The sequence below is a fragment of the Streptomyces sp. NPDC046900 genome (genome assembly GCF_040644975.1).
Classification (GTDB): domain Bacteria; phylum Actinomycetota; class Actinomycetes; order Streptomycetales; family Streptomycetaceae; genus Streptomyces.
The window spans coordinates 79,898-101,774 of sequence record NZ_JBEYXD010000029.1 but is presented as its reverse complement, the minus strand read 5'-3'; the positions used below and the strand labels follow the sequence as shown (position 1 = coordinate 101,774).

Here is a 21,877-nt window from a genome sequence, read left to right as displayed (position 1 = left end):
GAAGGCGGCATGGGAGAACACGGTTCCGCGTCGCACCATCGTCACCAGCCGCCATACGCAGACCAGGGCGACCTGGGCCGACACCATGCCCAGGACGGTGATCACGCGCAGCGGCGTCAGCGGGAGCGATCCGTCCTCCGGGTCGTTCCCGCTGACCAACGCCCACACCATCCCTGCCTGTACGAACACGGTGCCGGCGAGCACCACCACGAGCACGGCGCGCAGCGACAGGCGCCTGAGCGGGGGCACGCCGACTCGCCGACGCAGATCTCGAAGTGCCTTCTCTGACGGCTGCGGCACTCTGGCGGCCAGTCCGGCCACGAGCTTGCCCCACACCAGCCCGGCCCCCAGATGCTCGAACAGTCCGAGCGCGAGCACGAAGTACACCTCGACGCGAGAGGGGAGCCTTCGTAGTCGTCGCTCGCGAGCCTCGCTCTCGTGCAGTACCGCATCCACCAACTCGGGCGGGATGACCTGCGTTGACTCACCGATATGACCAGGCGCGAACACGTCATCGGTTCCGCGCGTGACAGACTGAGCCACTGGGCCTCTGTTTTCTCAGGAAGATCTTGGTCGATCCCCTGGATAGCAGAGGCCCTTTCGCATCCCGCCCACGCTTGACACCGCCGCTGAGCTCTTAACTTCGTGGCATTGGACGCTGGACGCGATCCGGTACCTGGTCGCGGGTGGGATCTCCTGGCGGGCGATGCCCGCGGACTTCCCCGGCTGGGGCCGGATCTACTGCGGGTGCCGATGAATCATCCGGTCTGCTCAAGCGACATGTTGGTACTCGTGCAGGGTTCCGCCGAGCCGGTCTCGTCGGCGGACCTCAAGGTGCCTGGTCCGCTCTGGCACGTTGATCGGTGTGGGCAGTGGGCGCAGCGGCGCGGCTTGTGCCAGGGCTCGGTATGGTCGGTGGCAGTTATAGAAGGTCTCGAACTCGCCGAGCGCGCGCAGAAGGTGGCTCTGGTTCCAGATCAAGGTGCGGGCCAGCAGCTCACGTCGGCACGTCTGTATCCAGCGCTCCATGAGGGAGTTCATCCGCGGTATCCGGATGCCGGTGATGACAACGTTCAGCCCGTCGTCGGCCAGGAGGTTGTCGAAAGCGGCCGTGAATTTCGAGTCATGGTCGCGGATCAAGAACCTGGCCCTGCTGCCCGCGTCCTGGAGGTCCATGAGGAGATTACGTGCGAGTTGCACGATTCAATTCGCCGTCGGGTGTGCGGTGGCGCCCAGGATCCGCACGCGCTGGGTGGCGTGCTCGATCACCGCGAAGACGTACAGGCGCGCCCCGGTCAGGGTGCGGACCTCGAACAGATCGCAGGCGAGCAGAGCTTCTGCCTGGCTGCGTAGGAAGTCGGCCCAGGTGGTGCTCTGCCGTTCAGGCGCTGGTGGGATGCCGTGCTTCTTGAGGATCTCCCAGACGGTGGAGGCGGCGACCTTGATGCCGAGTGCCGCGAGCTCGCCGTGGACGCGCCGGTAGCCCCACGAGGTATTCCAGCGCGCCAGACGCACGACCAGGGCGCGGATCGAGCGGACGGTGGGCGGACGGCCCCGGCGCTTGGGCATGCAGGGCGCAGCGTGGTGCCGTTTGAGCAGGTCGCGGTGCCAGCGCGGGAGCGTGTCCGGGCGGACCAGCAACAGGAGGTATCGCAGCTTGTCCATGGGGAGGTGGTTGAGCAGGCGGGCGAGGACAGCGCGGTCGGTGCCGGTGAACGTGGGCGGGCTGACTTGGCGCTGCAGGACCAGCAGTTGGTGCCGCAGTTCCAGGATCTCCACGTCCATCTCTCTGTCGCTCATCGGAAACAGGCGTAGGAGCGCGAAGGTTTGGGTCAGGCCGAGATGCACAAGGCGCAGCAGCACGAAGATCATGATGCCGTCGGTGCCCTGCGCAGGTAGACGCGTCAGGGTGAAGGGAGGCACGGCCGGAGATCGGGGATCAACCGCTTCACCTGGGCGGATGAATTATCGGCACCCGCAGAGTCCACTCGTGACTCGACCGCCTGACTACCTGCACCAGCGGTTCGTGCAGCCGTTCTGGGACAGCATCACACCGACGATCACGGCTCTCGTCGAGGCGGGGCGCATCCCGCGCGTAGCCCCGCGCATCCTCTATTTCGCGATCGTCAGCCCGCCACTGGCGCTGACACAGGACCCGATCGTCGACCGCCTCGACCCCGCCGCCCCACCGACCGCGTCGCGTGACCGCAACGGCATGGCCGACGCGTTGTCGGCCCTGGTCCTGCACGGACTGCTGCCGCCGGCCTCGCGGACATGATCCGGGCGATGCGCTCGTCCACGGGCATCTCCATATGCGCGGCCCCGACACCCGGCGAGCGCACTGCTCGGCAACGCGCCAGCCATCAGAACTTCCGACAGCCACACTGCATCGTAGGTCCGCTCGCTGGTCTTCTGCCATACCTGTGGATCGACGATGGGTGTGGCTCTTCCCGGGCCGGGGCACCATACGCCTTGACAGCCCCAACCCTCATGGGTGCAGCGGAGACCGTCAGAAGATGCCGGCAACACGAGCAATCCCGGTGGAGGGGCCCAGTTTCGCCAGGACCGCAGGGATCGGGGAAGATGGAGCGGCAGGCACGATGTGATCAGCTGGCGTAGACACCCTGATGATCACCACCGCTCTCGTGCCTGTGCTGTTGTTGCGTCAACTCCCGCCACCCGCGGACGATCTACGCGATCCCGGTACTTGCAGCCACCCTGGTGGCCGATGCGGCGGAGTCTGACCCAGCCGGAGCGGCTCAACCGAGGTAGAAGCCCTTGCGAGCGGCCACGAATGCCTCGATGGTCTGCGGAGCTGCGCCCGTCACACGCTCGACGTCTGGGGACGTGCGGTCGTAGCGGTTTTCCTGGTGCAGCCGGCCCATGATGACGACGTGCTGCTCAATGTGCGGCGGCAGGCCCATCTTGGACAACGCTTCCACTTGCCACCGGTCCAGCGGCACGTCCACGTACGACACCGGACGCCCCAGCGCCCGCGAGAACTCCTCGGCCAGCTCCGTCATGTTGACCGAGCGGGGCCCGGTCAGTTCGTAAACGTTCCCAATGTGCGGTACCGGATTGCGAAGCACGGTGGTGACCACCCGGGCGACGTCCTCCACTGCGACCGGTGAAGTGCGACCGGTGCCGAACGGCAGCACGATCGTGCCGTTCTCCTTGATCGTCCGCGCGGGCAGCGTGGTGAACAGGTGGTTGTCCAGGAAGGACGTCGGCCGGATGTGGACAACTGGCAGGCCCGACCAGTTCAGCACCTGCTCCGCCAACCAGTGCAGCCGCTGCTGGTGGGACTCCGCAGTGCTGGTGGCGGTCATCTGCGACACGGTCATCTGCGAGATGCCCACGAGGGCGTCCAGCTCACCGTGCTCCCGCGCCACCGAGGCCACCACGGTCGCCGCCAGGAGGTGGTCCGGCGACAGGGGCATCGCGAAGTACATCCGCTTGACACCCTCCAGCGCAGTCCGAACGGTCTCCGGCCGGGTCAAATCCCCGACAACCACCTCCGCGCCGAGCGCACGTAGCGCAGCGGCGCGTTCGTCGTCGCGGCGGACCATCGCGCGTACTGACACACCCTGCGCGAGCAGGTCCTCGAGGACCTTGCGGCCCACGCCACCGACGCCGGCGATGAGGACGAGATTGTCAGCAACCATCGATCGATCTCCTTCTTGGTATCCAATTGTTCGACAGCTGGGCACTGGCGATGTGAATCGCCATGTTGATCGCAACTCCATCAAGCCAGTTACGAGCATATCAGCCTAAATGGATGAGCAGACCAGCACTCGACCCCAGGGCCCCGGGGAGAGTCGCGTTGGTCCCGTTTGGTCGTGTGACGCCGGGTCGGTCCAGGACGCGGAGCGAGCACGGCACCTTGTGATCATGGAGTTCTCGACGCTTCATGATCCGTGCGCCACGAGGCGCCACTTGCCGTGTGGGGTGAAAGACCGCCGCCGTGGCTTTATCGCAGCAGGGTCGCGATGAGCTGCCCCGGATTTCCTGGAGTCCGCGATCATGTGATCAAGCGGTCTGCGGGGCTTCCTCCAGATGCTCCCAGTACGCCTGCTCGTACTCATCGGGCGGCACGTAGCCGAGGGCGGAGTGGACGCGTTTGCTGTCGTACCACGCGACCCACTGGAACACGGCCCGCTCGACCTCGTCGAAGTCCCACCACGGCCCCTGATGCCGCAAGCCGCCTCGCCGACGCCATATGTACCCCGGGCGTCCTACCGGCCCGTCGGAACATCGTCGCTGGTCAGAGCCCGTGCAGCCATTCTGAAGCGGTACGGGCGGGGACTGGAAACGGAGTGTCACGCGTCACCGCCCCAGCAACATCGGCGGCCAGGGCACGGACCAGGCGGGCGCTTACTCGGCCCGCTAACTCCTTCTGGGCGCGAATGCACCAACTTGGCGCGGAAGCTGGGCGAGGCTGTCAGTGAGACCGCGTCCGGGCCGGCCGTCGATCTTGTCGTTGAGGAATAGTTTCGGTGGGTGGGTGAGCGGCTGGTGACCGGCTCGACGTGCTGATCCTGAAATCTGGGCCGGCGCCGATGCCGGCCCGCGGGTGCTTGATGCTCGTCTCGGCAGTTGCGCTACGCGGGCCGGACAGTCCGTTGGTGGGTCAGCAGCGTGGTGCGAGCGACCACCCGGCACCGATACCGTAACCGGCGGAGGAACGCGGTCTGCCGGCCGCCCACGACGCTGGCTTGCGGCGACGGCGGGTGCGGCCGCACTGGTGGCGGCGGCGTGGGCCACCGTTCTCGCCGCGAGCGACTCCGCTGCGCCTTCCCACACGGTGGCGAAGGCTCTCCTGGCGCGGGACGGGACCGACCCTTACGACGACGGCTGCCGGGCGGATGCCAAACAGCTGGATTGGCAGCCGGTTCAGTGGCCCGACGGGCGAACTTACGGGTCCGTCCTGCTGATGTACTCCCCGGCGTGCAGGGCGGCGTGGGGATACCTGCAGGGACCCGAGTCCCGAACCTGGATCACCCATATCGATGCTCACCGTGACCCGGATCGGGCGTCGGCTCCGTCCCAGTACAGCGGAGATCAGACGCTTCCGGGAAGCTGGGGCAACGTCCTGTCCACTGGTCCCGGTTGTGTGTACGTGGAGGCGTACGTGGAGCAGAGCGGACACCTGGGCGCTCGCGCTCGTACTGCGTGCATGCAACCGGCCGCCCCTGACAGTGCCACTGGAGGGGGACGTAGCGTGACGCGGAGGAGCTAGTGCAGCGCCGCATTGATCTTGCGGGGGTAGGTACCCGCCGTCAGCGGCGACGGGGCTGCTGACGTCGGGCGGTGATGCGTCAGTTCTTGATGAGCACGGTCGCGAGAGGGGATAGCGCGGAGTTGACCTGGGCTGCGTCGAAGGCTGCGGGGTCGAACTGGTCGGCAGAGTCGAGGCCCAGCCATTCCAGGCGGTCTTTGTGTTCTTCGTGGCGGGAGTCGGCGAGAATCTCGACGAGGTAGTCGTATCCCCAGATGCCGCCGCAGTCCTCGGGCAGGCAGGCTCGGCGGCCGGTGAGGCATCGGGGGTAGGCGGTGCCGGCCTCCGGGGCGGTGACGTCCTCGATGAGGATGTCATGTTCCCAGTCGTCGCCGAAGCGCCGCCATCCGACCCGCCCGGTGAAGCCCGGCCAGATCGAGCAGCGCGAGTTCGAGTACCGCCGCCACGGCACCGCCTCCATCATCGCGGCCCTGGACGTGCACACCGGTCAGGTCCTGGTCGAAGACATCGTCCGCAACGACTCGGCCACCTTCATCCGCTTCCTGCGGATGCTCGACCAGTCCATCGACCCGAAGCTCACGATCCACCTGGTCCTTGGCAATGGGTCGTCCCATGTCTGGAAGGCGACCGACCCGGGCCTGGCTGGCAGCACACCCGAGGTTCGCCGTCCACCACACACCCAAACACGCCTCGTGTCTCAACCAAGTCGAGATCTTCTTCTCGATCCTGGCCCGCCGACTGCTGCGGCGCGGTGAGTTCACCTCGCGCCAGGACCTCATCGACCAGATCCGCGAGTTCACTCTCGCCTACGACGATGAGGCCCGACCGTTCCGCTGGACCTACGACGGAACCCCGCTCAAAGCCGCATGACCCTCGCAAGATCAATACGCTGCTGCACTGGCCGCCAGCGGACTCACGCCATGATCCCCACCGGATCGGCGAAGAGCCGGTTTTGTTTTTGTCTGGCGCCGCGTCGGTCAGTCGGCGGACGGCAGAAAGCTGAAAGTGTCGGGGTCGACCGGGCGGCTCTGTCTGGGAAGGCCCGCGACGACGAGCAGGTACGACTCGCTCACGAGGTCGTCCACCAACGCCTGCTCGATATCCGCACCAGGTCTGACGGTGATCCAGTGCTTCTTATTCATGTGGTAGCCGCGAGAGATGCTCGTGTGCGACGCGCGGAGCGTCTCCGCATCTGAGGGATCGGCCTTGAGGATCACGACCGGCTCCCCAGGCATCGATGTCTGCAGCATGAATACCTTGCCGCCGACTTTCCACACCTCCCAGTCGCCGGTGAACTGGTGCGTGTGCTCTGAACCCGGGAGCTCTGCCGCGCGCGCGGCCGCGCGGTTCTGAACTGTCCTGTCTGCGTGCATCTTGGCCTCCTCTAGGTCGGTGGACGTCGACTGTCCGGCGTCCGTCGGGCAACAGGTGCGGATGCCGGACAGTCGAGTCCCCCAGAACCGAGCAGGCGCGCCGATCGCGCGCCCGCTCAGTTCGTCACATGTGGGTGAAGATCTTCTCGGCGTCGAAGCGCGAGACCGGCTGGCGAGAGACGCGCGTCTCGTCCGGGTACCCGAGCGCCATGATCAGCGTTGTGGTGAAGTCGGTGTCGGTGAGGCCGAACGCTTCGTCGATCGCCGCGCGGTCGAACCCTTCCATCGGGGTGGCGTCGACTCCGAGAGAAGCGGCGGCCATCATGGTCGCGCCGACCACGAGGTACGTGTTCTTCTCCAGCCAGTGGAGCACGTCGCCGCCATAGTTCTCCGACTGGATCTCCACGAAGTTGGACGCTCCAGCCTCCCATCCCTTCTGGATCTCCGGGTCCGCGAAGCGACCGTCCGCGCGCTCCTTCGCGAAGATCTCCTGCAAGTGCTCGTCGGGAATCGTCTTGCGGGTCGTGAACACGATCGCGTGCGAGGCGTTGCGCACCTTCTCCTGGTTGTCCGCGAAGCGGCCGACGAGAGCGTCCGCAAGCTTGTCCTTGCCGGCCTGCGACTCCAGCACATGGAAGTGGTTCGGCTGGATGTTGATCGTCGTCGGCGAGGTGCGCAGGTAGCGCAGCAGGAGCTGGAAGGTCTCCTCCGGGATCTTCTTGTTCGGGTCGAAGTAGCGGGTGAGGTGCTTGGTGATCAGATTGTTGAGATCCATGCCTGGTTTTCGTTTCGTGTTCGAAGAGATCGGGTCGGGAGGTGGTTTCTGGGCGTTGGAGTCACGTCAGTACGTGGTGAGCGTCGCTGTCATGGGGGTGCTTTACGTGCCGGTCGACGTGGTTTCGACGTCGCTGGTTACGCGCCCGCACCGGGGATGTCGACGACGGTGTCGTTGACGTTGTTGAGGTAGTTCGTGAGCAGCGTGACGACCACGACGGTGACGATCGCCTGGATCTCCGGGTCGGTGTAGCCGGCCTCGCGGACCGCGGCGATGGCCTCGTCGCCCACCTGACCGCGGGTCTCGATCACCTGCTGGGAGAAGCGAGCCACGGCGGCACGCTTGGGATCGGTGGAGCCGCCGGTGCGGGCCAGCTCGATCTCCTCGGGGGAGATGCCTCCGAGGTTCGCGGAGATGTATCCGTGCAGCGCCGAGCAGTAGTCGCAGTTGTTGGAGTGGGACGTGGCCAGCGCGATGGTGTGGCGGGTCTTCGCGTCGAGGAGCTTGGCGATGCTGCCCTGCAGGCCCATCACGATCTCGAGGACGGTCGGGTTGGCGGCGAGCGTGGTGAACATGCCCGGAGCGAAGCCGAACTGCTTGGCGATGGCGTCGAGCGTGCCCTGCGTCTTGGCGTCGATGTCGGTGAGCTCGGGCGTGCTGAGACGAGACATGGTGGCGGTCCTCGGGTCGGTATCAGTCTGGGCTGTTTGGCCCACTCACAGTGAACGCGACGCGGAATGGGCTGTCAAGCCCAATCCGCGTTCATGTTGGGCCGCTGGGCCCAATCTGCGGGATAGGGTGGTGACATGCAGATGAACGATGGATCGCGTGATCTTCGCGGGCGCACGGGCAAGGGGCCGGCGACGCGAGGTCGCATCCTCGAGCACGCCGCGGACTTGATCTACACGCGGGGGTCCACGCGACGAACAACGAGCTGGTGCGAAGAGCAGCGGGGGTCAGCGGCTCGCAGCTGAGCCACTACTTCGCGAACAAGGAGAGCCTGGTGCGCGCCGTCATCGACTGGCAGGCCGAGAGCGTGCTCGGGTTCCACCGAAGCGAACGGTTCGCCGGCTTCGACACGATCGAGGCGTACCAGGAGTGGGCGGACTTCTTCGTCGTCTCCGGTCGCCCGTTCGAGAACGGCTGTAGCCTCGGATCCCTCGCGAGCGAGATCGTCAAGACCGATCTGGATGTCCGCGACGACCTCACCCGTGTCTTCACCGAATGGCGGGACATCTTCCGAGCGGGACTCGAGCGGATGCAATATGACGGACGACTCGACGCGTCGGCGGATCCGGCGCGACTCGCACACATGCTGATCGCCGCCTACCAGGGTGGCAGCCTGCTCGCGCAGATCGCCCGCGACGTAGCGCCATTGCGTGACGCGCTGTATGCCGCGGTCGAGCGTCTTCGCGCGTACACAACGTCAGACGACGTCGTGTGAACCTGATACGAAGCCCGGGCCTCTTGTTCCAGAGTGTGAACGTCTCGTGACGAGATCGGTAAGACCGTGGCGTCGGTAGACGCTAACGAACTCGCGTGGCAGCGTAGCGGGCCTGACGACCCGTCGTCGGTTGTCAGGCCGCTGATCCCGTGTGGATTACCGGCTCTTCGCCGATCCGGTGGGGATCATGGCGTGAGTCCGCTGGCGGCCAGTGCAGCAGCGTATTGATCTTGCGAGGGTCATGCGGCTTTGAGCGGGGTTCCGTCGTAGGTCCAGCGGAACGGTCGGGCCTCATCGTCGTAGGCGAGAGTGAACTCGCGGATCTGGTCGATGAGGTCCTGGCGCGAGGTGAACTCACCGCGCCGCAGCAGTCGGCGGGCCAGGATCGAGAAGAAGATCTCGACTTGGTTGAGCCACGAGGCGTGTTTGGGTGTGTGGTGGACGGCGAACCTCGGGTGTGCTGCCAGCCAGGCCCGGGTCGGTCGCCTTCCAGACATGGGACGACCCATTGCCAAGGACCAGGTGGATCGTGAGCTTCGGGTCGATGGACTGGTCGAGCATCCGCAGGAAGCGGATGAAGGCGGCCGAGTCGTTGCGGACGATGTCTTCGACCAGGACCTGACCGGTGTGCACGTCCAGGGCCGTGATGATGGAGGCGGTGCCGTGGCGGCGGTACTCGAACTCGCGCTGCTCGATCTGGCCGGGCTTCACCGGGCGGGTCGGAGGGCGGCGCTTCGGCGACGACTGGGAACATGACATCCTCATCGAGGACGTCACCGCCCCGGAGGCCGGCACCGCCTACCTCCGATGCCTCACCGGCCGCCGAGCCTGCCCGCCCGAGGACTGCGGCGGCATCTGGGGATACGACTACCTCGTCGAGATCCTCGCCGACTCCCGCCACGAAGAACACAAAGACCGCCTGGAATGGCTGGGCCTCGACTCTGCCGACCAGTTCGACCCCGCAGCCTTCGACGCAGCCCAGGTCAACTCCGCGCTATCCCCTCTCGCGACCGTGCTCATCAAGAACTGACGCATCACCGCCCGACGTCAGCAGCCCCGTCGCCGCTGACGGCGGGTACCTACCCCCGCAAGATCAATGCGGCGCTGCACTAGGCCTGCTTGATGGCGGGACGTCGGACTCGAGGACGACCTTGTCGCGGACCAGGACTCGTCGCCACCTGTGACAACACCGGAGAACAGCTGGCTGCGCCCCTGCACCCGGGCAACGTCAGCGCCAACGACGCCGAGGTGAACAACGACCTCCTGACCCGCGCGGTGGCCCAACTGCCCTGGTGGCGGCGACAGAAGATGGGTGCAGATCTTCCCAGGGTTGGCCGTGATCGTTGACCAGCAGGTTCGTCGTTGTCGACTTCAGGTGGAGAGGCCGCGTCGCGTCTTTTCGGCGCTGGCACACTCGAGGCGCGGTGCGAGTCGCGCCGACCAGCGGGAACGCCTCCTGGACGAGACGTGCCCAGGAGGGGCGGTGGTGTGACTCCGCAGGTCACGGTGGTCTTGTCTGCGCCCTCAGAAGATCTGCACCCTTCTACGTTGGAGAAGCGCCGGGAAGGGCGATTCGACCGTCCTCCCCGGCGTCGCTACGCGATCACCGACCTCCCCGACGGCCTGACGGGAAGCCGGGACGAGAGCGAGCGATTGTTCACTGTCACTGAGTCGGTTGGACGACCGACCACCGCTCCGGTGTGCGGTAGCAGTTTCGGTCCTGCGCGCGGGCTCCGCACAGTGGGCACGCGGTTTCCGCGGCGCAGGACCAGGTTCAGCGTGTCATCACCTGACGTCGACGTAGTCACCCGCGGCCGAGACGGCCGGGGTGGTGGACGTACCCGCGAAGGAGTAGCGCCAGTAGCCGTCGGCCGTCGCCTTGTAAGTTGTCTTCAGGTTGCCGTGGCTGTCGGTGCTGATGGTTTTGAGGGTCGTGTAGGTGTTGGTGCCCTTCTTCCGGAACTGCAGCTTGACCTTCTGCCCCGTGTAACCGGCGTACGTGTGGGTCTCCCAGTTCGCGCGGGTGAGGCGACCGGTGATGGTGAGCGTCTTGCCCTTCTTGACCGGCTCGGGCGCGGCATTCACGGTGAGCTTGGAAAAGCGCTGGACGGCGGGGGAACGCTGCCCGGTCAACTCAGCGGTGCCGATCTTGCTGACGTCCGAGGGGTTGCTCGGGTTCTGCCCGTTGTAGGCGATGGCCCAGGCCACCGAGTGCCAACTCGTTCCGGCGTCGGCGTTGCGCAGGTCGGACTTCGGGTAGATGTCGACGGTCCCCTTGCAGGTCTCCACGGTGACGACCTTCTCGTACGAGGACTCGGAGGAGGTCACGGTGCACGCCGCCGCCTGGTCGCCGTACAGGTCGGCCGACGGGGAAGTGGCGGAGCCCCGGTACAGGTCCAGGCCGACGTAGAAGTCGGAAGCGGAGACGTCCACGTTGGTCGCGGTGAGGGTGAAGCTGTAGGGCACGTGCACGATGGCGCTGGTGCCCACGGACACGGCGGACTTGCCGCCGGCGACCTTCACGTTCGAGAAGGTCACCGCCAGCGGGTACGGCGTGGCCGCGGTGGCGGATGCCGCGAAGGCGGACTTCCCTGTGGTGGGCGCGGAGTGGCCGGCGAGCTGCCAGGGGCGGGCGGCACCCCGGGTGCCAGCCGCCTGGGCGACCGGGATGGCGGCGCCGGTCAGTGCGGCGGCGCCGCAGACGACGGCGACGGCCGCAGTAGCGCGAATACGCATGCGATCTCCGTTGGAGAAGCGCCGGGAACGGCGATCCGACCGTCCTCCCCGGCGCACAGATTCGGAAAGCCAACCGAGAGGGCTGGCATGTGACAAGGACTCAGACATGCCAAGCCGGGCGATGGTTGTACGTCCCGCGGTCGAGGTTCGGCGTGGCAGATCTGGTCAGAAACGGACACGCACCGACGGAGCGCGCTGATCAAGCACGGGGCACGGCATCGAAGATCATTTCCCGCGCATCAAGATCTTTTCCAGTCGTCGTGATGAGCGAGTCGCTCAACATCGCATGCCTCACCCATCAGGTGCCACGCTGCTTCGCCCGCTGGATGCAGCTCGCTGACAAACCGTGCGCGTCTACTAGCGACTGAAACAGCGCGGCGTCACGAAGGCCAACTCTCCACCGTCCACGCGGCATGCGGTGCCCAGTCGGCCACGCCGTTACCACACCGTCTCGAATCCGCTCACGCGATGCATCACCGATGGGCCGCCCGTGCTGGCTCGCACGGCGAGCCTGTGGTCGACAGTCACCGTCCGCGCCGGAAGCTCCGGGGCTTCCGTCCGGGACGCGAGCAAGGCGAGTGCGGCCTCGGCGATCTGCCGCTTGTCCAGGGTGATGGTGCTCAGGGTCGGTGTGCTGAACTCGCCTTCCTCGATGCCGTCGAAGCCGATCACGGCGATGTCCTCCGGGACGCGCAGACCATGGTCGTGCGCGGCACGCATGGCGCCCAGGGCCAGCAGGTCGTTGAAGCAGAACACCGCGTCGGGTCTGGGGCGCTGCGACAACAACCGGTTCATGGCCTGGGCGCCGTCCGCGCGGTGAAAACTCTCCACGGGAGCCAGCATGGCAGGTTCGACGGACATGCCGTGTTCGGCGAGCGTCTGCCGGAAGCTGTCGAGGCGGAGTTGGGAGGTGGGGTGCGAACCGCGCGGCTGCGGTCTTCGCGGTCACCCCCACCACACTGTTGGTTTGGCATCAACAACTCGTAGCACGCAAATGGACGTACACCCAGCACCGCCGTCCTGGCAGGCCCTCCGCCGTGCCCACGATCAAACGACTCATCCTGCGCCTGGCGACGAAGAATCACACCCGGGGCCACCGCCGGATACAGGGCGAGCTCGCGCGCCTTGGGTACCCGATCGCCCCGTCCACGGTCTGGGGGATTTTGCACGAGACCGCTTGCGACGGGAGGCGTCAGTGTGACGACGGCGCATGAGGTCACGGTGCCGCCTCAGGACCGTCTCCGGCGAGACGATCAGATGTAGCTGCCGCAGCTTCGGCCTGAGGAGGCGGTGGAGAAGCGCGGCCAGGAAAGCGCGGTCCGCCGGAGTGACTCGCGGCCTGTCGATCTGCCGTTGCAGGACAGCCAACTGGTGGCGTGGTGTCAAGATCTCGATGTCCTTGTCCACAGAGCTCATCAGCAGCAGTCGGATGAAGGCGAACACGCTCGACACGGCCAGGTAGGGCAGTTGCAACAGCGCGATCCACCAACCTGACAGGCTTATCCGGGGATCACTGGCCGTTCGCGACAATCTGCAGGCCACGGCCCATGGATGGGGTTTTCGGCACCGCACCGCTCGTGCACCCACGGCGATGACATGACGACCGGTACGAGGCGGAGACGGGGCCGGCGCGCCGCTGGGCTTGCCGACCTGACGCTGCAGGACCGGTACCTGGTGGCGCAGTGTCAGCGTCTTGCTGTTCTCGTCGCGGTCGCTCGTCGGCAGAAGGCGCAGGAGTGCCAGGGTGTTGGTCGTGGCGAGATAGGCCAGCGCAGCAGCACGACAGAATCATGATGGCGTACACGTCTGTGCACGTGAGGAGACTGAGGCACGGCCGGGGAACGGCGATCAAGACCGTGACCTGGGAGGATGATTTATCGGCACCCGCAAGCAGAAGAACCTTGCGCCCGCTGCTCGACCACGACGGGGGACGACGTGCCGCCCCCTCCAGAGATGTCGCGGCCGTGGCGACCTGGGTGGCGTTGGCTTTTCACCGTGTCCAGCCGTGACCGCCGCTGTTATGGGACAGGGCCAGGACGGCGGTGGCCACGATGAGGTACTGGGTGAGGCGGCCTTGCCTGAACAAGGCCGCCAGTGCCCAGGCGACAGCCGCATACCAGGGCATCGTCCAAGGTGCCGTGAGGATCCAGGCGAAGGCGAGCGCGAACGGTGCGGCGACGACGGTGGGAGTGTCCGCCGGGACCCGGCGGCGGAGCGCCCAGGCCAGCGCGAGCATCAGGATGGGCCACAGGACACTGGTGGTGGTTGCGGCCGCACGAGGGCCCAGGAACGCGGTACCCAACCGATCGAACACTGCCCACAACGAGGGTGTAGATACCAGATGCGATGCGGCAGAGAGCGGGGCGAGGGCGTGCAGGCCGTACACGCCATAGAGGATGGCCAGTGCCAGCGTGGCCGCGCATGTCTGTCGGGCAGCCTGTCGCCACGCGCCTGAACGCAGCAAGGGCCATGCCAGTCCGACGCCGAGCAGGGCGGCACTGATCTTGACACCACAAGCCAGGCCGACCAGCCCTCCGACGACCAGGTCGTGGTGCCATCGGGTGGCCCTGCGGACGAAGTGGATCGCACCGACGGTTAGGCAGGCGACGATGGTGTCCTGATGCCCACCCGCGACCAGCACGCCGATCAGGAGCGGGTTGGCGATCCACAGTAGGCCGGCCCGGACCGGATCGTCGGCGGTGCGGAGCAGCAGGTAGCCGGTGCCCAAGAAAACGGCTGCGTTCGCGAGCATCAGCACCCATATCGTCAACCACGGCCGATCACCGCCGACGAACGCCGCGACGGCCTGCCACCACGTTGCGACAGGCCCGTACACAGAGGGGGTGTTCTGCCACCCCACGCTCACCAGCCGTGCGTAGGCCCCTCCCAGTTGGGCGGGGGTCGTTGAGTACGGATCACCGCCGAGCGCGGCGATGCGGCCGTACGCGGCGTAACTGGCCATGTCGGAGGAGCCGACCGGGGTGAGATCGGCGACGACGAGCACGGCGAGTGCACCAGCGCGGAACAGGAGCCGCGGGTTGGGACTCCAGCCCTGTCTGTGGGCGTTGAGCATGCCGAGTGTTCCGAGACAGGACAGCGCGATGGCAGCATAAGTGACCGCCGCGGAGACGGTGTCGGGCATGGCAGGCAATCGAAGCCAGGTGATCGGTGCCCTGAGCGTGTTGTGGTTGGGTGCGCTCGCACCGACCAGCCCGAACAGTGCGATACCTGCCGCGGACATCCATAGGGCTGCGCGTGGCCGAGGCTGCGCAATGACCAGCAGTGCCGGCGAGGGAGCTGTCCGGATCCGAGCCGCAGAACGCAGAGCCCGTCCATCGTTGTCGGTCGTCACGGTCACTCTCTGAGTCGCTGTCGGGTCTTGTGCGTCCGACGTCGAGTGCAGTCGAAGGGACCGCAGACGCAAAGCTACGCGGACCACCGAGGTCCGTACTCGGCCGGGTCTTGGAGCTTGGCAGTGGTGCGCGGACGAATCAAGCCCGGACTCCGGCAACGTCACCGGCTTCGCTTCCGTCACGCTCTCCGGCGTCACCGTGAACGGCAAGCCTCGGGGCTCGTGGCCGCTGTGGACGGGGAACGTCGTCGACATGAGCGGGGTCCAGGATGACACGGTCTTCGCCCTCCCCAACGGCGGCCGTAGGTTCACCGCCGCCGGTGTTGGGAACGGGGGCTACTTCGGCTTGTCCTCCGCGGGCGCGGTGCTCGTCGGCTCGTCATTGAGCTGCCGGGTGACCGGGGTGCGGAAGCCGTTCGTGGAATTGCAGATGGCGTCGGGCTTGTGTGGCTGTCACTCTTTGCCGCCGATGACCGAGCGTTCCGTCCAGCCGTGGGCTTGGCGCGTCGAGGATGCCTCACGGAGCTGCTGGAGTTCATGCGTCAGTCCGCTCCATGCGAACGGCTTACTTGCGCAATGGCTTCCAAGGCCGCCTGCCCGGACGTGTGGGCGGAGTCGTCCTTGCGCAACCACGACCGTATCGTCAGTGGTCAACTCGCCCCTCGGACACTCGCTGTAACGATACGGAAGCGACGGCCTCGACCTTACGGTCGCGGTCCTCGTCGCATGTTCGTAGCTGATGGTGATGCCCAGGGCTTCGTAGAGTGGGCCTTTCTTCTCTGAGTCGGCAACGTGGATGCGTTGTGCGATGTCTCCGAGTCTCTCGGTCATGGCCCGGAGATGGTCGTTGGTGAGCGGTGGTTCCGTGTTCCGGGGGGCGGCGGGCAGCGTGGCGAGCTTGCTCTTTGCCGCTTCCTCGTCTTGTTGTGCTTCGTTGATCCACTCGGTGACGACGGCTGGGTCGGCTCCGGCTTCCAGGGCGGCTTGGTAGTGGGCGAGGCGCCGCTCGCATTGCTTGATTGCCTGCCGAGCTTGGTCCTGTTCGGGGGTCTGCACCTGTGCGGTGCTCGCCGCGATGCTCGCGTGGCTGAGTGCTGTGAGGGTGGCGGTGAGCCGGTCCGGTGCGAAGACACGGGCGATCCACGCATCCAGCGCCTGGCACACGGCGTCTTCGCGCAGGTTGACGGTCCGGGGGTGGTGGAGCCCGGGATGGAGCGCGGCTTCCTGCTCCTTGAATTCGCATCGGTAGTAGACGCGGTCGCGGATGGCGGCGGGCTGCATTTTCCGTCCGCACAGCGCGCACCGCACCCGTCCCCATCACGTCGACGCCGCGATGCGTGAGCTGATCGAGGCCCGGCAGTGGCTGACTGTTTTCCGCTCCCGTCTACACGCCCGACCTCAACCCGGCCGAGGGCGTGTGGGCACATCTGAAGAACAGCTTGGGCAATCTGGCCCCGTGCAGCGTCGACGAGCTCGCCGGGCTGGCCCGCTCCCGCCTGAAACGGACGCAGTACCAACCTGGCCTGCTCGACGGATTCATCGCCGAGACCGGAATCATCCCGGCCCCGCCATGACGTCACCCTGAACCGAAAATCTCAGTAGCTGAGTCTCAGAAGCGATCGCGCGTCCTGGTGCCCAATCCCCTCGCCGGATACGCGCACGCAGAATCTCGACGAGTTGCCGGTACGGCGTGAGCGGGGCGCCGTGATCAATCTCCGCATCCGGATCAATGGCCATAGCTGGAAGCCAGGCGTACCCCTTCGTGGTGGCACTTCGAGATAGGTCTAGAGACGTAGCGATATACCCAGACAGGAAAGGCCCCGACGGTGCGGCGAATACCCCGCCGAGGCGTGGCCGATCGCTGAAAAGGAGCGAACGACAATACGAAGCCTGGTGACACTGACTCTCGGCTTCCTACGGGTCGGCCCCGGAAAGTGCTGGGCGGAAGTGGTGTCGACGGCGCCGATACGAACCCTTCCCGTTCCGTGTTGCTGGCGTGTGGCGGACGTCATCGGGGCGGATTCCGTGCTGCTGGTGAAGCCGTACCTGGTGGCGCACAAAAGGCGCGAGAAGGGCCGGCGGGAGAGGCGGCGTGCGGCAGTACGGGCAGCCGTGCGGCAGGGGTACGTTCCGGCGGTGACCGAATGACGCGCTTTCGACACCTCCCGTTCAACGGGCCGGAAGGCAAGCCCGCGTACATACCTTCCGACAGTCCAGGCGGTCCGCTCTCGCTGTTCGCAGACGCCATCGAGGCGCGACAACTCGAAGTGCATGTAGCGGTGTTGGCGTTGGTGCGTCCCATGCTGGGCGCGACCTTGACTGCTGATGAGGCCATGTACATGTGCGGCGCGCCGCTGAATGCCTCCGCGTTCGCGCTAGACGTGGCGGAGTCCCGTGGTCGGCGGCTAGGCCTGCCGGACCAGCCGCTCTCGGGAACTTCAGCCGAGGTATTGGGCCAGGCACTGAAACGCTCAGTGCCCGACAGCCTGACATGCAGTCAGGGAATGGAGGCGACGTGGGCGCGTAGCGACTCGACCAGTCCTCGAATACACGATGCCCGTAGGCCCCGCGAGATTCGCATGTGTCAACAGGGCAGGCCGCGTTCTCCCCGAACAACTCCGTCTGCAGCGGGTGCGCTACCGACGATGCGAGCCCGACCACGGTCACGATGGGGGCACCAGGTGATCGATGCGCAGGTTTCTGTCTCCACGTCCAGTGCAGTAGTCGGCGGTGCCAGGAAAGCAGGGAGGACAGGTGCCGGGCGAGGGTTGTGGGCATGGCACGGTCCGGCCAGGCAAAGCGTGGCCGGACGCCGAGCCGTCGGCGCAGCACCGCGTTCTCGTGGCGCAGTGCGACCAGCTCGACGTGCTTGGCCTCTTCCGAGCGTGACAGCAGCAGGAGCAGTCCAAGGAGCCGGAGGAGGGCCGGGTAGGTCATGCGCAGCTTCATGCAGCCCGAGCCTGCCGTGATCGCCTGGAGCTGGAAAGTGCCTGATCAGAGGCTGTACGTTACGTCTGGCACCCTACCGCTGCGCCGGCACCGCGACCTGATGCGCCGCCGCCACGCCAAAGCCTCTCTCGCCGAGGTCTTGTGGGGGGTGAGGGCGGCGAGTAGCGTTCCGCCCGTTGATTTCCCAGGGACTCCAGGTGATGACAACGCGAGAATTTCTCTGCAATGGAGTTGACGCAGGTCTTGCGCCCTATGTCCTCATCCGATTCAATCCAATTGCGCCCATTTCCACGAGTGTTTCCCATCATGCAGTGATGGACCGGATCGCCGCACTGAGAAATGAACGGGCGACTTTACGGGAGTCATTGCTCAGGACGCTATTCGACTTCGTGCCAAAGGCCTCGGACCAGGACCGGAAACGGGTGCTGCTGCCCTTCTCCCGTGCGGTGCACAACGATCGGATGCCTTCGGTCGGACTCGCGGCACTCGAGGCCACCGGCCTCAAAACCGCAGAGGCCGCCGCCTGGCTGACGTCCCGTCGTTGTGAAGAACTGCTCCTCAGGGAGCTCGACAGCAAAGTGGCCGCCGCTCTGCTGGCCGACCGTCGCCGACTCCAACGGGTACTCTCAGAACCCGACTTCATGCTGGCCGCGGCTCTTACGAGCCCGTCGCTGGCGAGCGGCGCAATCCGATATGTGCAGCTGGAATCGACGGAGCCCGACAAACAGACCCGCAAGGCCGAACCCAAGTTGGCCCGCTACGCGGAGCGCGCACTCACCAAGACGAGCCCCTTCAGCCACTACACGGTGGCCGCGTTCGGCCGCTGGGGCGAGATCGGCTCAGGTCGGGTGGACACCCGGGAGCGGGCCGTGCGGACAGTCCCCAACCTGCTGTTCGTACTGCGTCTGCTGGACGCTGCCCTGACCGACCCGGCCCTGGCATCCTCCGTCCGCTTCGCTGTGAACAGCGTCGCCAACCTCACCGAGCGCGGATTCGAGTACGAGCTGCTCAAGGACGATCCCGACAGCTCACGGCTCTATCGAACGGCCCGGACCAGGACGACCATTCCCGCGACCGGCGCCGTCCGCCTGGTGGTCCAGGCCGCCGGTGCGAGCGACGACGGGCTCACCTTGGCGGAGCTGGCGGACCGGCTCGCACGGGCGGCGGACCCGCCCATGGAAGTGGCGGCGACCTACCGCTATGTGCACCGGCTGTGGGAGGTCGGGCTGCTGGTTCCCAGGCTCACGGTCCGCGAGCAGGACGAGCAGCCGGCCCTGCGGCTCGCCGAGGACCTGGAGGCCATAGCGGGTGAGGCGGCCCACCGGCTCGCCGGGCAGTTGCGGGAGCTCCATACCTCGACCGTACGGATCGCCGAACTGGGCGGTGTCGAGCGGGTGGCCGCGGTCACGGCGCTCGCCCGAGCCTGGTCCGCCGCGTTCGCGGCATGGGGCGCCGATGTGCCCCCCGGCAGCCCGCTGTTCGAGGATGTGGTCACCACCTCTCCGATCGCGGTTGACCAGGCACGCTGGGCGGAGGTCAGGGCTGACCTGGCGAACCTGTTGCCTGCCCTCGAGCCGTTCAGCATGGACCATCCGGGCAGCTCGCTGATGCGGTTGAAGGTCATCGACAAGATCGGCACCGGCGGGCGGATCCCGTATCCGGAGTTTGCCACCCTCCTGCGGGACATCTTCACCTCCGAGCAGGTGAGCATCGGGGCGATCCTGCGGGAGATCGGCGGCCGGGATCCGGCACTGCTGTCGCTGCTGGAGCTGCGGGACACGTTCGTGCAGGAGATGGCGGAGGCACGGCCGGAGACCCGTGAGGTGGTGATCAGCGATGAGTTGGTCGCCGCCGTCGCTGCCGCGACACCTGGACGTTTCCGTCGTGAGAGCACCTCCGCCGGCGCCTTCCTCCAACCCGTCGCCGGAAGCAAGGCCCGGGTCGAGACCGCGGTGCTGAACGCTCTGCTCGACGGTAACGGGCAGTTCCTCAGCAGGTTCCTGCCGCTGTGGGACGACACGGCCACCGAACTGGTCCGGGAACATCTGCGGGAGACCCTGCCGACCGGAGCAACCGAGCTGCGCCCGGTCCAGGGCTTCAACGCCAATGTGCATCCAGCGCTCCTGGAGCGGGAGTTCGCGATCGACGGAGTGACCAGTCCGCTCGGCGCGACCTTGCTGGGGCCCGACGAACTGACCGTCGTCCACGACATCCAGAGCGATCTGCTGATCCTGGAGGACCCGACCGGAAGCCGGGTCGACCCCCGCTACCTGGGCTTCCTGGTCCCGTACTACCTGCCGTGGGAGCTGACCGGGCTCTACCTCCTCAGCCGCCCGACGCAGTACCGCCTCGACATGGCCGCCGAGTTGGAACGGCGCCTGCCGCCGGAGACCAAGGACGGCATCCGGCATTACCCGCGGGTGCGTTACCGCTCGCTCGTGCTCGGACGGGAACGCTGGTACGTGCCAGCCGAACTGATGCCTCAACAGGCCGCATCCGAGTCGCTCGCCGAATGGCTGGTGCGGCTCGACACCTGGAGGGCACAGCACTGCATCCCGGAGCGGGTCTTCGTCGCCCGGCTCCAGGGCGATCCCAAGGCGGACTCCGCGCTCGGCCCAGCGGACGCACAAGGCCGGCCCAAGCCGATGTACGTGGATCTGCGCTCGCCGCTTCACGCCCGCTGCCTGGCGGCCTGGACCCGGGGGGCCCCGACCCTGCGGATCGACGAGGCCCTGCCCGACCCGGCCGGGGTCCCGGTCGCCGATCCCCATGTCGGACGGTCGGCTGTCGAGTACCTGATCGAGTGCTTTCGCCACGAAAGGGATCCGAGATGAGCGCCACCGATCAGCTGCAGCCCGGCGATCAGGCCGTCGTCGTGAGCCACTACGACGAGGACAAGTCCGCGCTGCTCGGCCGTTGCCTGGTGCCGATCGCGCTGCGACTGCAAGCGGGATACGGCACCGCACCGTGCTATCTGGAGCGGCACTGGTTCCGGGGCCCGCACATACGGCTGGTGGTCCCCGGATCCTTGCCCGGCGGCGTGGTCATGGAGGAGGTTGTCGCGCCGATCCGCGCCTATCTCACTCGGCATCCTTCCACGACACCGCTGGTCACCGAGGACTACCTGCGGCTGAGCGAGGAGCTGGGCCGCGCCGAGCTGGTGCGACCGCCCTACGGGCCGCTCCGACCGGACAACACGGTGTCGGTCGAGGACCAGGCCGCCCAGGCGCAGGCGAGCACCGTCCTGATCGGCGAATCCGGTTACCGCCTGAAGCAGTTGTACCTCACCCAGGCCGTACGGCCGCTCGAGGCTGCTTTGGCAGCGGTGGGCCGGGGAGCCCACAGGGCGGTACCTGCCTTTCAGGCGCTGGTGGCGAACGCCGCCCGGTGGCCGGTCGGAGGGCTGGTCACCGGCCAGCTGAGCTACCGCTCACACCTGGAGGACTTCCTCGCCAACGACGACGGCGACGGCCGGATCAGGGCCCGGTTCGAGGACCAGTTCGGCCGAACCAAGGCGAAGTTCGCACGGGTGCTCGCCGAGTTCCTGGAGAACTCCACGGACGGCGTCTACACCGGAGCGGACCCCTGCCTCCGGGCGTGGACGGACGTGTTCGACACGGTCTGGCCACGCGTGCTGGCAGCGGCCGAGCGGCGTGACTTCGAAGAGGACCTCGGCCCCGGCTATCTCGACCAGGCCGGCCTTTTCGATCCGCAGACGGAGCGTCAGTGGCGTTTCGGCAGCGACCGGCCGTCGAGTGAGTTCCATGCGCAACTGGGGAAGTTGAACTTTCTGGACGAGCGGGTCAACGTGGTGCCGTTCGCTGCCTATCGCTTCTTGACCAACAACCTCACCCGATGGCTGCCGCTGCTCGATGTGCCGCCGATCGAACGGTACTTCCTCTCCTACGCGGTCTCCGAACTGGTCGAATCGCACTTCGGGACCAGCTGGCGCACGCAGTTCGAGCAGATCCGCACCCACGGGCGGCTGGCTCCGGAGGCCTCGTCGTGA

Annotated in this window: 19 protein-coding genes and 5 pseudogenes; 9 read left to right on the top strand and 15 right to left on the bottom strand. The window is 66.6% G+C overall.

Going from position 1 to position 21,877, the window contains the following annotated elements:
- From ABZ904_RS26270 to ABZ904_RS26260, 3 genes and pseudogenes are all read right to left on the bottom strand, one after another.
- Positions 1-249: DUF2975 domain-containing protein (locus ABZ904_RS26270; protein ID WP_361825827.1), on the bottom strand; the 249-nt coding region annotated here is incomplete at its 3' end.
- Positions 241-510, bottom strand: a pseudogene (locus tag ABZ904_RS26265) (transposase domain-containing protein); the annotation flags it as partial. The pseudogene ABZ904_RS26265 and the gene ABZ904_RS26270, both read right to left, overlap by 9 nt.
- A 261-nt stretch (positions 511-771) precedes the next feature.
- A pseudogene (locus tag ABZ904_RS26260) lies at positions 772-1,863 on the bottom strand (integrase core domain-containing protein).
- Positions 1,864-1,990: 127 nt separating this feature from the next.
- On the opposite strand from ABZ904_RS26260, the gene ABZ904_RS26255 reads away from it, so the two are divergent.
- Positions 1,991-2,278 carry a hypothetical protein gene (locus ABZ904_RS26255; RefSeq protein WP_361006032.1) on the top strand — a complete coding sequence of 96 codons (288 nt, stop codon included), beginning with the start codon at positions 1,991-1,993 and terminating at the stop codon, positions 2,276-2,278.
- Between the two features lie 481 nt (positions 2,279-2,759).
- On the opposite strand, the gene ABZ904_RS26250 is transcribed toward ABZ904_RS26255, so the two are convergent.
- Positions 2,760-3,665: an NAD(P)H-binding protein gene (locus tag ABZ904_RS26250; RefSeq protein WP_359411733.1), complete on the bottom strand. Its 906-nt coding sequence runs from the start codon at positions 3,663-3,665 to the stop codon at positions 2,760-2,762.
- Positions 3,666-4,029: 364 nt separating this feature from the next.
- Positions 4,030-4,200 (bottom strand): integrase core domain-containing protein, encoded by a 171-nt coding sequence (locus tag ABZ904_RS26245; RefSeq protein WP_361825820.1) that lies wholly within the window; start codon positions 4,198-4,200, stop codon positions 4,030-4,032.
- Between the two features lie 373 nt (positions 4,201-4,573).
- Between ABZ904_RS26245 and ABZ904_RS26240 the strand changes: the two genes are divergently transcribed.
- On the top strand, positions 4,574-5,239 hold the full coding sequence (locus ABZ904_RS26240) for a DUF2690 domain-containing protein (protein ID WP_361825818.1): 666 nt from the start codon (positions 4,574-4,576) through the stop codon (positions 5,237-5,239).
- Between the two features lie 79 nt (positions 5,240-5,318).
- Here the strand turns inward: ABZ904_RS26240 and ABZ904_RS26235 are convergent, their stop codons facing one another.
- Complete coding sequence (locus tag ABZ904_RS26235) at positions 5,319-5,723, bottom strand: plasmid pRiA4b ORF-3 family protein (protein WP_361825816.1); 405 nt, start codon at positions 5,721-5,723, stop codon at positions 5,319-5,321.
- On the opposite strand from ABZ904_RS26235, the pseudogene ABZ904_RS26230 reads away from it, so the two are divergent.
- Both ABZ904_RS26230 and ABZ904_RS26225 read left to right on the top strand, forming a co-directional pair.
- Positions 5,653-5,799: pseudogene (locus tag ABZ904_RS26230) on the top strand (IS630 family transposase); the annotation flags it as partial. The gene ABZ904_RS26235 and the pseudogene ABZ904_RS26230 overlap by 71 nt on opposite strands.
- A 52-nt stretch (positions 5,800-5,851) precedes the next feature.
- Entirely contained in the window at positions 5,852-6,109 is a 258-nt protein-coding gene (locus ABZ904_RS26225) for a hypothetical protein (RefSeq protein ID WP_361825829.1), read from the top strand.
- Positions 6,110-6,216: 107 nt separating this feature from the next.
- Here the strand turns inward: ABZ904_RS26225 and ABZ904_RS26220 are convergent, their stop codons facing one another.
- From ABZ904_RS26220 to ABZ904_RS26210, 3 genes are all read right to left on the bottom strand, one after another.
- Positions 6,217-6,612, bottom strand: a complete 396-nt coding sequence (locus ABZ904_RS26220; protein ID WP_361006377.1) for an MmcQ/YjbR family DNA-binding protein — start codon at positions 6,610-6,612, stop codon at positions 6,217-6,219.
- 124 nt (positions 6,613-6,736) lie between these two features.
- Positions 6,737-7,387 (bottom strand): nitroreductase family protein, encoded by a 651-nt coding sequence (locus tag ABZ904_RS26215; protein ID WP_361825814.1) that lies wholly within the window; start codon positions 7,385-7,387, stop codon positions 6,737-6,739.
- Between the two features lie 137 nt (positions 7,388-7,524).
- Positions 7,525-8,058 (bottom strand): carboxymuconolactone decarboxylase family protein, encoded by a 534-nt coding sequence (locus tag ABZ904_RS26210; RefSeq protein WP_361825812.1) that lies wholly within the window; start codon positions 8,056-8,058, stop codon positions 7,525-7,527.
- Between the two features lie 332 nt (positions 8,059-8,390).
- Between ABZ904_RS26210 and ABZ904_RS26205 the strand changes: the two genes are divergently transcribed.
- A complete protein-coding gene (locus ABZ904_RS26205; protein WP_361825825.1) occupies positions 8,391-8,831 on the top strand; it encodes a TetR family transcriptional regulator C-terminal domain-containing protein in 441 nt (146 codons plus the stop codon).
- Between the two features lie 239 nt (positions 8,832-9,070).
- On the opposite strand, the gene ABZ904_RS26200 is transcribed toward ABZ904_RS26205, so the two are convergent.
- Both ABZ904_RS26200 and ABZ904_RS26195 read right to left on the bottom strand, forming a co-directional pair.
- Entirely contained in the window at positions 9,071-9,328 is a 258-nt protein-coding gene (locus ABZ904_RS26200; protein WP_361825810.1) for a transposase, read from the bottom strand.
- Positions 9,329-9,380: 52 nt separating this feature from the next.
- A pseudogene (locus ABZ904_RS26195) lies at positions 9,381-9,527 on the bottom strand (IS630 family transposase); the annotation flags it as partial.
- On the opposite strand from ABZ904_RS26195, the gene ABZ904_RS26190 reads away from it, so the two are divergent.
- Positions 9,457-9,861: a plasmid pRiA4b ORF-3 family protein gene (locus ABZ904_RS26190; protein WP_361825808.1), complete on the top strand. Its 405-nt coding sequence runs from the start codon at positions 9,457-9,459 to the stop codon at positions 9,859-9,861. The pseudogene ABZ904_RS26195 and the gene ABZ904_RS26190 sit on opposite strands and share 71 nt — an antisense overlap.
- Before the next feature lie 755 nt (positions 9,862-10,616).
- Here ABZ904_RS26190 and ABZ904_RS26185 read toward each other — a convergent pair.
- The 4 genes and pseudogenes from ABZ904_RS26185 to ABZ904_RS26170 form a co-directional block, all read right to left on the bottom strand.
- On the bottom strand, positions 10,617-11,567 hold the full coding sequence (locus ABZ904_RS26185) for a hypothetical protein (RefSeq protein WP_361825806.1): 951 nt from the start codon (positions 11,565-11,567) through the stop codon (positions 10,617-10,619).
- A 438-nt stretch (positions 11,568-12,005) separates the two neighbouring features.
- Positions 12,006-12,476 (bottom strand): annotated as a pseudogene (locus ABZ904_RS26180) (substrate-binding domain-containing protein); the annotation flags it as partial.
- A 1,081-nt stretch (positions 12,477-13,557) separates the two neighbouring features.
- The gene (locus ABZ904_RS26175) at positions 13,558-14,808 is read right to left on the bottom strand and encodes a hypothetical protein (RefSeq protein WP_361825804.1); all 1,251 of its coding nucleotides are present in this window, start codon (positions 14,806-14,808) and stop codon (positions 13,558-13,560) included.
- Positions 14,809-15,372: 564 nt separating this feature from the next.
- Positions 15,373-16,200 carry a hypothetical protein gene (locus ABZ904_RS26170; RefSeq protein ID WP_361825802.1) on the bottom strand — a complete coding sequence of 276 codons (828 nt, stop codon included), beginning with the start codon at positions 16,198-16,200 and terminating at the stop codon, positions 15,373-15,375.
- 158 nt (positions 16,201-16,358) lie between these two features.
- Between ABZ904_RS26170 and ABZ904_RS26165 the strand changes: the two genes are divergently transcribed.
- From ABZ904_RS26165 to ABZ904_RS26155, 3 genes are all read left to right on the top strand, one after another.
- On the top strand, positions 16,359-16,493 hold the full coding sequence (locus ABZ904_RS26165) for a hypothetical protein (RefSeq protein WP_361825800.1): 135 nt from the start codon (positions 16,359-16,361) through the stop codon (positions 16,491-16,493).
- 1,836 nt (positions 16,494-18,329) lie between these two features.
- Complete coding sequence (locus ABZ904_RS26160) at positions 18,330-20,702, top strand: lantibiotic dehydratase (protein ID WP_361825798.1); 2,373 nt, start codon at positions 18,330-18,332, stop codon at positions 20,700-20,702.
- On the top strand, positions 20,699-21,877 hold the full coding sequence (locus ABZ904_RS26155) for a hypothetical protein (RefSeq protein ID WP_359406401.1): 1,179 nt from the start codon (positions 20,699-20,701) through the stop codon (positions 21,875-21,877). Before ABZ904_RS26160 ends, ABZ904_RS26155 begins: the two co-directional genes overlap by 4 nt.